Below are 13894 nucleotides of genomic sequence, written 5' to 3'. Positions count from 1 at the left end.
GCATTTTACATACGTCTTATCCCAAAATCGTCACCGGCTTTTGCGAGACATGCTTTAACAGCATCTTGTCTTCGTCCGGACGTAAGGTCAGTACCCGCACGCCATTCGGCGTGACCGCCACCGTATGCTCGAACTGTGCCGATAATTTTCCATCCCGCGTCACGACCGTCCAGCCGTCTTTTTCGGTCTTTACCTTGGCTGTGCCCTGATTGAGCATTGGTTCAATGGTGAACACCATGCCTTCGCGCAGACGCAGGCCTGTTCCGGGCTTGCCGAAATGCAGAACCTGCGGCTCCTCATGCATTTCGCGACCAATGCCATGGCCACAATAGTCACGCACCACGCTGTAATTATGGCGCTTGGCATGCCGCTCAATCGCATAACCGATATCGCCCAGCGTGGCGCCGGGACGCACGGCGGCGATGCCCTTCCACAGTGCCTCATAGCTCACGCGCACCAGACGCGAAGCGAACGGAGCGACGTCACCAACCATATAGGTTTTGCTGGAATCAGCGATATAGCCGTCCTTCTCCAGCGTAATGTCGAAATTGATAATTGCGCCATTTTCGATGATTTCGCTCTCCGAAGGCATGCCGTGGCAAACAACCTCATTTTTCGAGGCATTGAGCACATAAGGAAAATCATATTGGCCCTTGCTGGCCGGTCGCGCCTTGAGCGCGCGCGTAATATAATCCTCAACCAGATCATTGACCTGCATCGTGGTCATACCGGCAAGCGCCGTGCGATCCAGAAGGGTAAAAACGGAAGCCAGCAGCGCACCCGAAGCCGCCATTTTTTCCAGTTCAGCAGCTGTCTTGATCATGACAGCTGCACCGACAGAACAGGAAGCTCAACCCGGGCGGCGCGCAACTGCATCTGTACAATTTCATTAAACGACATTTCCGGATTTGCCTGCGCGAGCATACCGATTTTCATCCAGTATTCGGCCTGCGCATTGATCGAACGGCACATGACATCGCTTGCCTTACGCAACTCTTCATGCAGTTCATCCCCGATTTTTACGATACCCATGGCGTCCTCTGTTAGAGCCATTTTGATCTGATTTTATCAGATCAGCGCTCCAAGCTGTTGTTTTAGCGTGCGTCTGACCCGAAACCATTTCATGTATTCCGGGATGCAAAGCGATATACGAAACATATATGATTCATATACAATTTTTAAATCGCAGAGGGCAACTGTTTCTTGCGCTTGACTCTTGGCTTTGACGATTCAATACTAGAACATAACATGAACAATTGATGGGGTTTTTGACGTGAGCGGCATCGACATCGCGGCGTTGCGGCGCATGGTTACGGCCATCGAAGGCAACAATCCGCAAGGAAATTTTGCACAAGAAACAGGAGCAGGCAGTGGGCGTGCAGGCACTTTTACGCTCGGCCTTGCCGGGGCCGATGCCGCCTTTCCGCATGGTCTGAGAGGCGATGCACTGCATGAGGTTTTTGCTGAAAATCCCGGTGCACATATGGCCGCAACCGGCTTTGCGCTGGCGCTGGCTTTGCGTGCCTCCCGTTCAAAACGGGCAATTATCTGGATTGAGGAAGAAAGGGCATCAAGCGAATATGGTGGACTTTATCCACCGGGCCTTCATGCATTCGGCATCGATCCGTCCCGGCTTCTGATCGTGCGCTGCCCCAGCGCACAGGATGTTTTGAAAGCATCCAATGATGCGCTTGAAGAGGCAAGCGGCAAGGCTTCAAACCTCATCTCCGGCGTCGTCGCCGCGGTGACGGGGCAACCGAAATGTCTCGATCTGACTGCTTCACGTCGCCTGCTTCTGGCAACAGAAACCGCGCATCTGCCGGTCATCCTGCTCAGAAGCCACCGCACAGGCGTGCAAAGTGCTGCTGTCAGCCGCTGGCGGGTGGCACCTGCGCCATCTCGCTCCAGCGGCGCGAATGCACCCGGTATGCCTGTCTTTTCCGCCGTGCTTGAGCGCAACCGGCACGGCTCCTGCGGACAGTGGATCATGGAATGGAACAATGAAAACCTCGAATTTGGAGCAAGCGAAAGGGATGACAGAACGCGTTTTCCTCGCCCTGTGGTTTCCGTTCCTGCCGACCGACCGGCTGCGCCGCGCCGCTCTGCATGATGGCAAACAGCAACGGCCGCTTGTTGTGAGCGAGCGCATGGCCAATGCCTTGCGCCTGATGGCGGTGGACGCCAAAGCAGCCAAGCTCGGCCTTTTCCCTGGCATGGCGCTGACCGATGCACGGGCGCGGGTGGAAGGGCTGGAAGTGGCAACAGCCGCACCGGAGCACGATTGCGCACTGCTTAAGCGTCTTGCCCATTGGTGCGAGCGTTACACACCGCTTATAGCTTTTGATACGCCGCATGGTCTGATGCTCGACATCACCGGCTGTGCGCATCTCTTTGGCGGGCTTGCCGCCATGCGTGAGGACGCTGTCATGCGGATTGAACGGACGGGCCTGAACATACAGGCAGCCGTTGCCGATAACAGCTTTGCCGCACGGTTGCTTGCACGCGGAACAAAAGGCGGTGTTTTCAGCAGATCTGATGCCGACCGGCTGTTGCCGCGCCTGCCGCTCTCGTCTCTTGAACTCACGGAGGCTGCGGAAACAGGTCTCAAACGGGCCGGGCTAAAGCGTATCGGCGATGTCATGGCACTGCCGCGCGCAGCACTCACCGCGCGTTTTGGAGCCGACCTTGCCACCAAGCTTGACCGGCTGGCTCGACAGGAGCGCGCACCAATTTCGCCCTTGCGCATCGTACCGCTCAACATGGCCGAACGCCGCCTGCCTGAACCGGTGAGCGCCATGGAACTGGTCGAACGCCTCTTGCAGGAATTGGCGCAGGAGCTGTTTGCGCTGCTTGAAACCGAAGGCAAAGGGGCGCTTCTGATCGAAGCTTCCTTCTTTCGGGTCGATGGCGAGGTGCGCCATATCCGTATCGAAACCGGCCAGCCTTTGCGTGAAGATCGGGTATTTCTCAGGCTCGCACGGGAGCGGCTCAATGCGTTGACCGATCCGCTTGATGCCGGTTTTGGCTTCGACATGATCCGTCTCGCAGCACTTCGCAGCGGAGCCATTGCCCAGCGCCAGACAGGGCTTGATCAGCATGAAGAAGACGAAGCTGGCTTCAGCCAGTTGATCGACCGGCTTTCGGCACGGCTGGGGCAGGAGCGCGTGCTGGTTTCCTTTTCGCGCAATACGCATATTCCCGAGCGTGCTTTTGGCCTGCGTTCTGCCCTGCAAAACCGCAAAAGCGAGGCCGATTATGACATTGGTCCGGCACTTCCCGATGATCCGCCAGCGCGACCAATAAAACTGTTTCATCCGCCGCAGCCAATCGAGAGTATTGCGGAAGTGCCCGACAGCCCACCCTCGTTTTTCCTGTGGCGGCGCGTGCGCCATCATGTGCGGCTTGCCGAAGGACCAGAACGAATCGAGCCGGAATGGTGGCTCGCAATCGGCCATGATGTGCCGCAGCTGCGCGACTACTACCGCGTGGAGGATGATAACGGCCAGCGTTTCTGGATTTTTCGCGAGGGGCTTTATGATGGCTCCAACCATCCCCGCTGGTTTTTGCATGGGTTGTTTGCGTGATGACCCGCTATTTTGAAATGGCAGTCGCCAGCAACTTTTCTTTCTTGAGTGGTGCATCGCATCCGCAGGAACTGGTGATGGAGGCTCACGCGCTTGGGCTGTCCGGCATCGGCATTGCCGACCGCAACACGCTGGCCGGTGTGGTTCGCGCCCACGCGGCGTGGAAAGAGATTCGCGACACATGCGACTTCCGCCTGTTCATCGGCTGCCGCCTTTCCTTTACTGATGGCACACCCGATATGGTTGTCTATCCGCGTGATCGCGCGGCCTATGGGCAATTGTGCCGCCTGCTGACAACAGGAAAACATCGCGCTTCCACCAAGGGCGAATGTCATCTCGAATGGGGCGATCTGCTGTTTCGGGCGCGGCAGTTTCAGATTGCCGTCTTTGCGCCCGACGAAGACGAGCCGGATTTTGCCGCGCGTCTGACGGAGATCGCACAGGCGGCTCCCGGCTCTGTCTGGCTGGCGCTGACCATGCCCCATCAAGGCCATGACGGGCGCCGTGCCGAACGCATCGCAGCTTTTGCAGCGGCAGCAAATGTGCCGCTCCTTGCCACCAATGACGTGCTTTATCACCACCCTGATCGCCGCGCGTTGCAGGATGTGCTGACTGCAACGCGGCATCACACAACGGTTTTTGCAGCCGGGCGGCTGCTTGAAAAAAATGCCGAGCGCCACCTCAAACCATCGCATGAAATGCTGCGTCTGTTCCGCAATTACGCAACAGCAATCAAAGCGACAGTCGATTTTGTGGCTCCCATCACATTCAGGCTTGATGAATTGAAATATGATTATCCTGATGAGCCAGTACCGCCCGGCAAGACACCGCAGCAGCATCTGCATGATCTCACATGGGCGGGTGCTGCCAGGCATTATGGTGCAGATACGATTCCAGCCAAAGTTCAGACGCTAATCAACAAGGAGCTGGCGCTGATTGAACAGCTGCAATATGCGGCTTACTTTCTCACCGTCTATGACATTGTGCAGTTTGCCAAATCAAAGAATATCCTATGTCAGGGACGCGGTTCGGCAGCCAATTCGGCTGTCTGTTTTTGCCTTGGTGTGACCGGCGTTGATCCAACGCAAGTGGATCTCCTGTTCGAACGCTTCCTTTCGGTCGAACGCAAGGAGCCACCGGATATCGACGTCGATTTCGAGCACGAGCGGCGCGAAGAAGTGATGCAGTATATCTACAATCGCTACACCACCGATCGTGCGGCGATTGTCGCGACCGTCATCAGCTATCGCTCGCGCAGTGCGATCCGCGATGTCGGCAAGGCACTGGGCCTGACGGAAGACGTGACGGCAGCACTTGCCAACACAGTCTGGGGCATATCAGGTGGCGGCATCGACAAGCAGCATATCCGCCAGGCGGGGCTTGATCCTGACAATCCCATCATCCGGCGTGCGGTCGAACTGGCACTGGAACTGATCGGCTTTCCACGCCACCTTTCGCAACATGTCGGCGGTTTTGTCCTGACGCGCGACCGGCTTGACGAAACGGTGCCCATTGGCCCGGCAGCGATGGACAAGCGCTATTTTATCGAATGGGACAAAGACGATATTGATGAAGTGGGATTGATGAAGGTGGACGTGCTGTCGCTCGGTATGCTCACCTGCATCCGCAAAGCTTTCGACCTCATTCACACCCATAAGCCGCATCTTTATGGCGGCGAAAAGCTGACACTCGCCAATTTGGAACGCGAGGATAAAATCGTCTATGACATGCTCTGCAAGGGCGATTCGCTTGGCGTGTTTCAGGTGGAAAGCCGCGCGCAGATGAACATGCTGCCGCGCCTGAAACCACGTATATTCTATGACCTTGTCATTCAGGTCGCCATTGTGCGCCCCGGCCCCATTCAAGGCGACATGGTGCATCCTTATTTGAGACGGCGAAGCGGGCAGGAGAACGTCACTTACCCCTCGCCCTCCCCCGAACATGGTGAGCCAGACGAACTCAGAAAAATTCTGGAGAAGACCAAAGGCGTGCCGCTGTTTCAGGAGCAGGCCATGCGGATTGCCATTGAGGCCGCTAAATTCACGCCCGATGAAGCCAATCTTCTGCGCCGCGCCATGGCGACTTTCCGCAAGGTTGGGACCATCCACACCATGCAGGAAAAAATGATCGATGGCATGGTCAACCGTGGCTACGATCGCACATTTGCCGAAAATTGTTTCAACCAGATCAAGGGCTTTGGCGAATATGGTTTTCCGGAAAGCCATGCGGCAAGCTTCGCGCATCTGGTCTATATTTCCGCATGGATCAAATGCCACCATCCAGACGTATTCGCAGCAGCACTTCTCAATTCGCAACCCATGGGCTTTTACGCCCCCGCGCAGATCGTGCGCGATGCGCGCGAGCATGGCGTGATTGTGTTGCCAATCGATGTGAATTTCAGCCAGTGGGATAATATTCTGGAAAACCGGCCCGGCAAACAACCAGCGCTGCGGCTCGGCTTTCGCCAGATCGACGGGTTTTCCGAACGCAATGCCGACCTTCTTCATGCAGGTCAGCACGAGCCTTATCGCAGTATTGAGGATATGCATCGCCGCCTGCGGCTTGACCGGCGCAGTTTCACGCTTCTGGCCGATGCCGATGCTTTTGGCTCACTTAACATTGATCGTCGTGCCGCGCTTTGGGCCGTGCGCCGCCTGCCCAATGATGAAACGCTGCCGCTATTTCGTGCCGCTGAAACAAGCGAACTCGCAGAAGAACCGCGCACAAAACTCCCCGAGATGGCCGCTTCCGAGCATGTGATTGCCGATTATGAAACGACCCGGCTCTCGCTTAAAGGGCATCCCGTGCAATATCTGCGTGAAGGGCTTGCAGCTCAAGGCGTGTCCACCTGCCGCGCCATACAGGAAGGCAAACAGGGGGGACGCATGAAAGTGGCCGGTGTTGTCACTGTGCGCCAGCGCCCCGGCAGTGCCAAGGGCGTGGTGTTCCTGACGATTGAGGATGAAACGGGCATTGCCAATATCGTCATCTGGCCGAAGATCATGAAGGCGTTTCGTCGCGAAGTGATGGGCGCTCGGCTTATTCTGATTGACGGGCAGGTTCAGCGCAGCCCGGAAGGTGTGGTGCATCTGGTTGCATCAAAGCTGGAAGATCGCTCTGCCACACTGATTGAAATGAGTGGACGGGAACCACAAAGGCTCATGACACCTTCGGAAACCACAGCGCGTCATCCGCGCAATGTGAAGGTGATGCCGAACTCACGCGACTTTCACTAAGATTGAGCTTCTGGCGGCCTGCAAATGGCGCCTTGCTGCGCTTCCGGTGCGCATGTACCTTAAAGTACACTCCGCTCCGGTTCTCGCAAAACACCATTTTCGGCACGCCATAAACTCAATCTGATGCCGTGCATTTCGTCAGTTTCAGGTTCCAACAACAAAAACCGCACAATAATGCAGTGCAGCGCCGACCACGACAAAAGCGTGCCAGATGGCATTTTGAAAGCGCAAACGCTCCCAGACGTGAAAGATCACACCCAGTGAATAAACCATGCCACCCGCTGCGATCAGCCAGAAGACGGCTGGTGGCAATGACTGCACCATGGTGTCATAGACCATGACACCACTCCAGCCGAGCGCGAGATAAAGCAGGATCGACAGGCGATCAAAGCGTCCGGGCATAAAGAGTTTGAGCATGATGCCAATGAAAGCCACGCCCCAGACAAAGAGAAGCAAAGGCCAAGCACGATCGCCCATATGGATCGCGAAAGGCGTGTAAGTTCCGGCAATCAGCAGATAAATCGCCGAATGATCGAAGCGGCGCAAAAACCATTTTGTCGGCGAGGCCGGCCAGATATTATAGACTGCCGAAATACCAAGCGCTGCCAGAAGGCTTGCCAGATAGACACCCGAAGAAATGGAAGTGGCTGCTGACATGTTGGGCAGAAAATAGAGCAACATGGCAATGGCGCCGGCAAGCGCCAGCGCGACGCCCAGCACATGAATGATACCATCGACCCACAACTCGGCCCGGTCATATTTCCAGTTTATTGGATAAGGCAGCTTTACATTCATCACACGCACTCATGTCTTTTCATGTGAGACGCACATTTGCCCGAAAAGTGTGAAACAGTTTTCGGAGCGCGCGCTCAAGACAGCAAACTGCCATCGCATTGCAGCATCAAGATGACAGTTGCAGAATGCGGTTATTGCACAGAAGGGGTATAAGACGCCTGAACTGGTGCGACGCCGGGAAGCGGCGCTGAAGCGCCGTCTGGCAGCGTTTCTGTTTCAGCAGAGACGATTGCTGCTTCGCGCGTTGGACCACCACGCTTCCAACTGCCGTCGAGACCTGTTTCCTGCAACAATCCCTTGCGCTTGGCATCATAATAATAGCCACGTGCATAATAGCGCACAGCCTGACTTTCATCACCGCCTGCAACCTTATAAGCGCCGGAGAGATAACGGACGGCATATTTCAGGTTCGTTTCGGCATCAAGAAGCCCCTTGGGGTTGCCCTTGTAGCCCATGCCCCGCGCCGTTGGATGGCTGATCTGCATCAAGCCCCAGTAAGGGCCATTGCGCGCTCCGGGGTTAAAACGGCTTTCGCGATGCACCACACGACGCACCAGACGCTCCGGCACATCATAGGCAACCGAATATTTGGTGATCAGATCGTCGAGGCCTTCGGGTGCATGGTCCGGCGTTTCAAATGCCATATTGGTGGCAAGAGATGCAGGCGAGGCTGCTGCCTGCGCGCCAGCAAAGGCCATCATCGGCTCTGACTGCCCGCGAATACCGGGAATTGGCACAACAGATGGGAGCACCGGATTTTCAAGCGATGCGACAGTCTGCGTGCCGGGTGTCGCATTGGCATCGGCGACAGTGACAGCACCCTGAGCAGGCGCGGCAGCAACTTTGGCCGAATTTTCTGCCGGTGAGACCAGCGCCGTTTTTCCAGACTTGCCATCGCTCGTTGTGTTGCATGCGCTCAAAGCGGCAGCGCAACCAAGGAGAACAACCCCTTTAAGGACCGTAGACGAAAATGGTTTGGAGAAAGCCTGAAAATGCATGATTGACCGATCCTATGAATCGAAATCTTGTTCAATGCGTTTTTCGAGTTCAACAAGATCTTCCGGCAAAGGCATACCAGTCGCTTTCAACGCGTTGAGCTTCTCGCGAACAGTTTCCCGAATCTCATGAACGTCCTGCGGCTGGTTGACCATCTGCTCAAACAGCAGGGCGATTTCCGCTTTGATGTCCTCGAATGCCATAAGACCCTCTTGGCTTGAGCGGGTCCGTTTTGCGGCCCGGTTCAGACAATATTCTTTCAATCGATAACCGTCATGTATCACGCAAAAGACACAGAACGGAAGCCCTCAAAGTTGCAACAACGCCAAAATGAATATTTCAACGCGTAACACAGCGATTTCAAACCTCAAAGGATACGCGGCAGCATTGTATCTATCGCATTGAAATCACGCGCCAAAATCCCAAGATCATCCAATCCGAGGCCACCATGTGGATCAAACAGATAAATACTCATCCATATGAGTCCGCATGTCAGCAAAATCGCGAGAATCGTCAGAAGCAGAAGGCGGCGACCGAGAGCGACATTGGAGCCAGCTCCCTCGGGTGGGTTCTTGTTCATATTCAATCGTCGTTCGTGGCGTTCAATTCTTCCGGTGGTGTACCATGTTCTGACGCCGCGGCAAGATAGCCCTGCTGCACAAGTGCGTTCCTCAAAATGAGAATGATAGCCTCACTCTGATTGATACCCGGATGCGTCTCATTGATGAAACGTTCAAGCGCGTCATGCACGTCCATGGGGAGATAGGTGCTCATCGTTCCTCCTTGATCAGACAACTGTTACGGCAAGCGAACCGATACCGCTCACGGTTCCTTGCAGTACGTCTCCGCGCTTTACAGCGCCAACACCTGCGGGCGTGCCGGTATAAATCAGATCACCCGGTTGCAGCACGAAAAGCGATGACAGATAGGCAATGGTTTCCGGCACCTTCCAGATCATCTGGTTAAGATCACCGGACTGGCGCGTTTCGCCATTGATTTTCAGCGTAATTGCGGCCGAATCCGGGTGACCGACTTCCGACACGGGCACGATAGCCGAGCAAGGGGCCGAATGTTCAAACGCCTTTGCCACTTCCCACGGACGGCCCGCCTTCTTGGCGACAGCCTGTAAATCACGCCGCGTCATGTCGATACCGACTGCATAGCCATAGACATGGTCGAGCGCCGTTTCGACAGCAATATCCTTGCCGCCCGTCTTGAGCGCGACAACGAGTTCAATCTCGTGATGCACGTCTTCAGTCTTTGGCGGATAGGGGAAATCACCGCCATTGATAACCAGATTATCCGGGTTCTTCTGGAAGAAAAAAGGCGGATTGCGTGTAGGATCGCCGCCCATTTCAATGGCGTGATCGGCATAGTTCTGACCAACACAATAGATGCGGTGCACGGGAAAGCGTGCTTCTGTTCCCTTCACAGGCACAAATGGCTGTGGTGCGGGGGCGAACACATAATTTATCATGAAAGGCTTATCCCGTGAGAATATGACTGATGTTGAATATCATGCAGCCAGCAGGCATTTGCCGCAAGGCTTTCGCATGCAATTTTCCGTCATGTCTTATGCCGTTGTAACAACATAATTTGCATTGCGTGAGGATGAGATCACAAGTTCTGCATTGGGAATATCGTTGGAAAGTGCGCGTTCGCGTGCTGCATCGTGGCTATGCCCATAATCAAGCCAGCGCTGAATAAGGCGGCGTTCCAGCGCGGCAAAAGGCACATCCAGAAAGATCGACATATCGAAGAACGATGCAAGACGCGTCCATGGTTGTTGATCAAGCAGCAGATAATTGCCCTCAACCAGCAGAATCCGGTGATCGGCATGCACGATTGCTCCGCCAGCGCGGGCAAGATCAAGCGTGCGGTCGAAAACCGGGATAACAACGTCTTCCTGCGCGTTTTTCAGTCGCGCCAAAAGTGCTGCAAAGCCTGCACAATCGAAAGTCTGCGGTGCGCCTTTCCGCTTGCGAAGCCCGCGTTCATCCAGGATAGCATTGTCCAGATGAAAGCCATCCATTGGCACAACGACAGCCGGCCCCGCCTCACCTTTATTGATCGCATCGCGCAGATAGCCGGAGAGCGTCGACTTGCCAGCTCCCGGAGGTCCAGCAATTGCAACAATCAGGCGGCCATCTGTTTCGGAAAGCTTCGAGAGAATTTGCGCAGGCAGGCTTTCGGCTGGGCAAGGCTTCATATGAGGCACCTGAATTGAAAAATGAGCGTGTGTTTAGAGAAGAAACACACAGTTTGTTATTTTCAAACAATAAGTTTGATCTATCTTGTCTTGCTATGACCGCAAAGACTGATCACTTGCACCCACCAAGACTATTTTAATCGAACGGGAAAAATATGACCGTCAAGACAATTGCCACCACGCCCTTTCAGGATCAGCAGCCCGGCACATCGGGCCTGCGCAAGAAAGTGCCGGTTTTCCAGCAGCCCAATTATGCCGAAAACTTCATCCAGTCGGTTTTCGATGTGCTGGAAGGGTTTACGGGCAAGACCCTCGTGGTCGGCGGCGATGGACGCTTTTATAATCGCGAAGTGATCCAGAAAGTTATCAAGATCGCAGCCGCCAATGGCTTTGGCCGTATCATGGTTGGGCAGGGTGGCATTCTTTCGACGCCTGCCGCTTCCAACATGATCCGCAAATACAAGGCTTTTGGTGGCCTCATTCTTTCTGCAAGCCACAATCCCGGTGGTCCGACCGAAGATTTTGGCATCAAATACAATATCGGCAATGGCGGCCCGGCACCGGAAAAGATCACTGAAGCGATCTTTGCGCGCTCAAAAGTGATCGATCAATACAAGATCACCGATGCAGCCGATATCGATCTCAACACGATTGGAGCCTTTAAGGTTGGCGAAACAGAGATCGTGGTCTTTGACCCCGTCGCTGATTACGCCGAACTGATGGAAAGCCTGTTCGACTTTGACGCGATCCGCACGATGATCAAAGGCGGCTTTGCGCTGAAGTTCGACGCGATGCATGCCGTTACCGGCCCTTACGCCAAGGAGATCTTTGAACATCGTCTCGGTGCGCCGGAAGGCAGCGTGATGAATTTCGTGCCGCTGCCAGATTTTGGCGGCCATCACCCGGACCCTAATCTCGTTTATGCCAAAGAGCTCTACGATCTTCTGATGTCAGACAATGCACCCGATTTCGGTGCCGCATCAGACGGCGACGGCGACCGCAATCTCATCATCGGGCGCGGTATTTTTGTGACCCCATCCGATTCGCTTGCCATGCTTGCAGCCAATGCGCATCTGGCACCCGGCTATAAAAACGGCATCAAGGGCATTGCCCGCTCCATGCCAACGAGTGCTGCCGCTGATCGCGTTGCGGAGAAGCTTGGCATTGGCATGTATGAAACCCCGACGGGCTGGAAATTCTTCGGCAATCTGCTCGATCATGGCAAGGTCACGATCTGTGGTGAGGAAAGCTCCGGCACCGGCTCAGACCATGTGCGCGAAAAAGACGGGCTTTGGGCGGTTCTGCTCTGGCTCAACATTCTTGCCGTGCGCAAGGAAAGTGTGAAAGCCATTGTGGAGGAACATTGGGCGCGTTTTGGCCGCAACTATTACACCCGTCACGATTATGAAGCGGTGGATTCCGACATTGCAAAGAAGCTGGTTGCTGATTTGCGTGGCAAGCTTGCAAGCCTGCCGGGCACAAGCGTCAATGGCCTTAAGATCGAAAAGGCCGATGATTTTGCCTATCACGATCCGATCGATCATTCGGTAAGCGAGCATCAGGGCATCCGCATTTATTTTGAAGGCGGCGCACGCGTGGTGCTGCGTCTTTCAGGCACCGGCACATCGGGCGCCACAATCCGCATCTATATCGAGCGCTATGAAGCAGATGCAGCCAAGCATAATCTCGACACGCAGGAGACGCTCGCGACACTGATCGATGCAGCAGAACAGATCGCTGAGGTGAAAAAGCGCAGCGGACGAACTGAGCCTTCGGTGATTACGTAAATAATAAAAGGGCCGCGTTGCGCGGCCCTTTCGTTTTATTCAAAAACAATTGCCGGAGCGGACTTGCCAGCACCCTCACCGGATTTCATATTCGCCCAAACCTTGGCTGCTATATCGCGATAAATTTTCGCGTGCTCGCTGTCAGGTTCCACCACCGTAATCGGTGTGCCGTTATCCGAATGCGCGCGCACATCCATGTGCAGCGGCACTTCACCAAGGAACGGCACATTAAGACGTTCGGCTTCCTTGCGTGCGCCGCCGTGACCGAAAATGTCGTAGCGTTTGCCGGTATCGGGCGCGATGAAATAGCTCATGTTCTCGACAATACCCAAAAGTGGCACATCCACCTTGCGGAACATGGCAAGCCCCTTGCGCGCATCGATCAGCGCCAGATCCTGCGGCGTTGAAACAACAACGGCACCCGCCAGCGGCACCTGTTGCGCCATGGTGAGCTGTGCATCACCCGTACCCGGGGGCATATCGACGACCAGAACGTCAAGATTGCCCCATGCCACTTCGCGCAGCATCTGTGTCAGCGCCGACATGACCATGGGGCCGCGCCAGATCATCGGGGTTTCTTCATCCACCATGAAGCCCATCGACATCACTTTGATGCCGTAGTTTTCCATCGGCTTGAGCGTCCGGCCTTCGATTGTTTCCGGGCGACCGGAAAGGCCAAGCAGGCGCGGCATGGATGGGCCGTAAATATCGGCATCGAGAATGCCGACTTTCAAGCCATTTGCGGCCATGCCGAGCGCCAGATTGACAGCCGTGGTGGATTTGCCCACCCCACCCTTGCCGGATGCGACGGCAATGATGGCACCAACTCCGGGAATGCCGGGCTTTGTAGCCGGACGCGGTTGTGGTGGTTGGCGATTTGGTGCTGCCGCAGCCTGCGCGGGACGCGGCTGAGGTTTTGGCGGCGGAGCATCGTCACTTGTGCGCCCGCCCTTCTTTTCAGCCGTCAGCGTGACCAGCGCACCGGACACGCCCGGAATTTCCTTGACTGTCTTTTCCGCAGCCAGCCGCATCGGCTCAAGCGCATTTGCGCGATCCGCCGGAACCGTAATGGAAAAGAAAACCTTGCCGTCGGCAATAAAAATATCCGACACCAGACCAAGCGACACCACATCGCTTTCGAAATCTGGCCCTGTCACAGCCTTCAGCCGCTCCAGAACCTGTTCACGCGTTACGCCTGACATTCTTCCAACCTCGTCTGCGGCAAGCTCTCCGCTTGCTCGCTTTGCATATCTTGAGATAATCCAGTTTCAGCCAAAAGGCCAATAG

14 protein-coding genes are annotated in these 13894 nt (G+C 55.3%); 4 read left to right on the top strand and 10 right to left on the bottom strand.

The window, feature by feature from the left end; translation table 11 throughout:
• Positions 1 to 16: 16 nt before the first annotated feature.
• The gene (gene map, locus ABE527_RS01025; RefSeq protein ID WP_499695833.1) at positions 17 to 823 is read right to left on the bottom strand and encodes a type I methionyl aminopeptidase; all 807 of its coding nucleotides are present in this window, start codon (positions 821 to 823) and stop codon (positions 17 to 19) included.
• Positions 820 to 1032, bottom strand: a complete 213-nt coding sequence (locus ABE527_RS01020) for a ParD-like family protein (protein WP_265983815.1) — start codon at positions 1030 to 1032, stop codon at positions 820 to 822. Before ABE527_RS01020 ends, map begins: the two co-directional genes overlap by 4 nt.
• Positions 1033 to 1273: 241 nt before the next feature.
• Here ABE527_RS01020 and ABE527_RS01015 point away from each other — a divergent pair, with 241 nt between their 5' ends.
• From ABE527_RS01015 to ABE527_RS01005, 3 genes are read left to right on the top strand one after another with little or no spacing between them, the layout of a single operon-like run.
• A complete protein-coding gene (locus ABE527_RS01015; protein WP_499693282.1) occupies positions 1274 to 2110 on the top strand; it encodes an ImuA family protein in 837 nt (278 codons plus the stop codon).
• Positions 2001 to 3584 (top strand): Y-family DNA polymerase, encoded by a 1584-nt coding sequence (locus ABE527_RS01010; RefSeq protein ID WP_499695832.1) that lies wholly within the window; start codon positions 2001 to 2003, stop codon positions 3582 to 3584. Before ABE527_RS01015 ends, ABE527_RS01010 begins: the two co-directional genes overlap by 110 nt.
• Complete coding sequence (locus ABE527_RS01005) at positions 3584 to 6820, top strand: error-prone DNA polymerase (RefSeq protein ID WP_499695831.1); 3237 nt, start codon at positions 3584 to 3586, stop codon at positions 6818 to 6820. Before ABE527_RS01010 ends, ABE527_RS01005 begins: the two co-directional genes overlap by 1 nt.
• 144 nt (positions 6821 to 6964) lie before the next feature.
• Here ABE527_RS01005 and trhA read toward each other — a convergent pair whose 3' ends face one another.
• The 7 genes from trhA to ABE527_RS00970 all read right to left on the bottom strand — a co-directional run bounded on the left by trhA (position 6965) and on the right by ABE527_RS00970 (position 10820).
• The gene (gene trhA / locus ABE527_RS01000; protein ID WP_265982649.1) at positions 6965 to 7615 is read right to left on the bottom strand and encodes a PAQR family membrane homeostasis protein TrhA; all 651 of its coding nucleotides are present in this window, start codon (positions 7613 to 7615) and stop codon (positions 6965 to 6967) included.
• Positions 7616 to 7746: 131 nt separating this feature from the next.
• Complete coding sequence (locus ABE527_RS00995) at positions 7747 to 8613, bottom strand: transglycosylase SLT domain-containing protein (RefSeq protein WP_499695830.1); 867 nt, start codon at positions 8611 to 8613, stop codon at positions 7747 to 7749.
• Between the two features lie 12 nt (positions 8614 to 8625).
• Positions 8626 to 8814, bottom strand: coding sequence for a hypothetical protein (locus ABE527_RS00990; RefSeq protein ID WP_094578679.1), 189 nt, complete (start codon positions 8812 to 8814; stop codon positions 8626 to 8628).
• Between the two features lie 164 nt (positions 8815 to 8978).
• Entirely contained in the window at positions 8979 to 9191 is a 213-nt protein-coding gene (locus ABE527_RS00985) for a hypothetical protein (RefSeq protein ID WP_265982647.1), read from the bottom strand.
• A 2-nt stretch (positions 9192 to 9193) separates the two neighbouring features.
• Positions 9194 to 9385, bottom strand: coding sequence for a hypothetical protein (locus ABE527_RS00980; RefSeq protein WP_396995928.1), 192 nt, complete (start codon positions 9383 to 9385; stop codon positions 9194 to 9196).
• A 13-nt stretch (positions 9386 to 9398) separates the two neighbouring features.
• Entirely contained in the window at positions 9399 to 10088 is a 690-nt protein-coding gene (locus tag ABE527_RS00975; protein ID WP_499693279.1) for a fumarylacetoacetate hydrolase family protein, read from the bottom strand.
• 96 nt (positions 10089 to 10184) lie between these two features.
• Positions 10185 to 10820 (bottom strand): nucleoside/nucleotide kinase family protein, encoded by a 636-nt coding sequence (locus ABE527_RS00970; RefSeq protein WP_265982644.1) that lies wholly within the window; start codon positions 10818 to 10820, stop codon positions 10185 to 10187.
• A gap of 155 nt (positions 10821 to 10975) precedes the next feature.
• Between ABE527_RS00970 and ABE527_RS00965 the strand changes: the two genes are divergently transcribed.
• Positions 10976 to 12607, top strand: a complete 1632-nt coding sequence (locus ABE527_RS00965) for an alpha-D-glucose phosphate-specific phosphoglucomutase (RefSeq protein WP_499695829.1) — start codon at positions 10976 to 10978, stop codon at positions 12605 to 12607.
• A gap of 35 nt (positions 12608 to 12642) precedes the next feature.
• Here ABE527_RS00965 and apbC read toward each other — a convergent pair whose 3' ends face one another.
• Positions 12643 to 13809, bottom strand: coding sequence for an iron-sulfur cluster carrier protein ApbC (apbC, locus tag ABE527_RS00960; protein WP_499695828.1), 1167 nt, complete (start codon positions 13807 to 13809; stop codon positions 12643 to 12645).
• Positions 13810 to 13894: the final 85 nt, after the last annotated feature.

This window comes from Brucella sp. TWI432 (assembly GCF_039674445.1).
GTDB lineage: Bacteria > Pseudomonadota > Alphaproteobacteria > Rhizobiales > Rhizobiaceae > Brucella > Brucella chromiisoli.
Note: the sequence above shows the minus strand (reverse complement) of the source record. Positions and strands in the feature narration are given on the sequence as shown.

What these genes read in the sequence shown, in the direction of transcription:
- ABE527_RS00980 (WP_396995928.1), bottom strand. Translation starts at nt 9,385, where the DNA reads ATGAGCACCTATCTCCCCATGGACGTGCATGACGCGCTTGAACGTTTC.
- ABE527_RS01010 (WP_499695832.1), top strand. Translation starts at nt 2,001, where the DNA reads ATGAAAACCTCGAATTTGGAGCAAGCGAAAGGGATGACAGAACGCGTT.
- ABE527_RS01020 (WP_265983815.1), bottom strand. Translation starts at nt 1,032, where the DNA reads ATGGGTATCGTAAAAATCGGGGATGAACTGCATGAAGAGTTGCGTAAG.
- ABE527_RS00965 (WP_499695829.1), top strand. Translation starts at nt 10,976, where the DNA reads ATGACCGTCAAGACAATTGCCACCACGCCCTTTCAGGATCAGCAGCCC.
- ABE527_RS00995 (WP_499695830.1), bottom strand. Translation starts at nt 8,613, where the DNA reads ATGCATTTTCAGGCTTTCTCCAAACCATTTTCGTCTACGGTCCTTAAA.
- trhA (WP_265982649.1), bottom strand. Translation starts at nt 7,615, where the DNA reads ATGAATGTAAAGCTGCCTTATCCAATAAACTGGAAATATGACCGGGCC.
- ABE527_RS00985 (WP_265982647.1), bottom strand. Translation starts at nt 9,191, where the DNA reads ATGAACAAGAACCCACCCGAGGGAGCTGGCTCCAATGTCGCTCTCGGT.
- ABE527_RS00970 (WP_265982644.1), bottom strand. Translation starts at nt 10,820, where the DNA reads ATGAAGCCTTGCCCAGCCGAAAGCCTGCCTGCGCAAATTCTCTCGAAG.
- ABE527_RS00975 (WP_499693279.1), bottom strand. Translation starts at nt 10,088, where the DNA reads ATGATAAATTATGTGTTCGCCCCCGCACCACAGCCATTTGTGCCTGTG.
- ABE527_RS01005 (WP_499695831.1), top strand. Translation starts at nt 3,584, where the DNA reads ATGACCCGCTATTTTGAAATGGCAGTCGCCAGCAACTTTTCTTTCTTG.
- apbC (WP_499695828.1), bottom strand. Translation starts at nt 13,809, where the DNA reads ATGTCAGGCGTAACGCGTGAACAGGTTCTGGAGCGGCTGAAGGCTGTG.
- ABE527_RS00990 (WP_094578679.1), bottom strand. Translation starts at nt 8,814, where the DNA reads ATGGCATTCGAGGACATCAAAGCGGAAATCGCCCTGCTGTTTGAGCAG.
- map (WP_499695833.1), bottom strand. Translation starts at nt 823, where the DNA reads ATGATCAAGACAGCTGCTGAACTGGAAAAAATGGCGGCTTCGGGTGCG.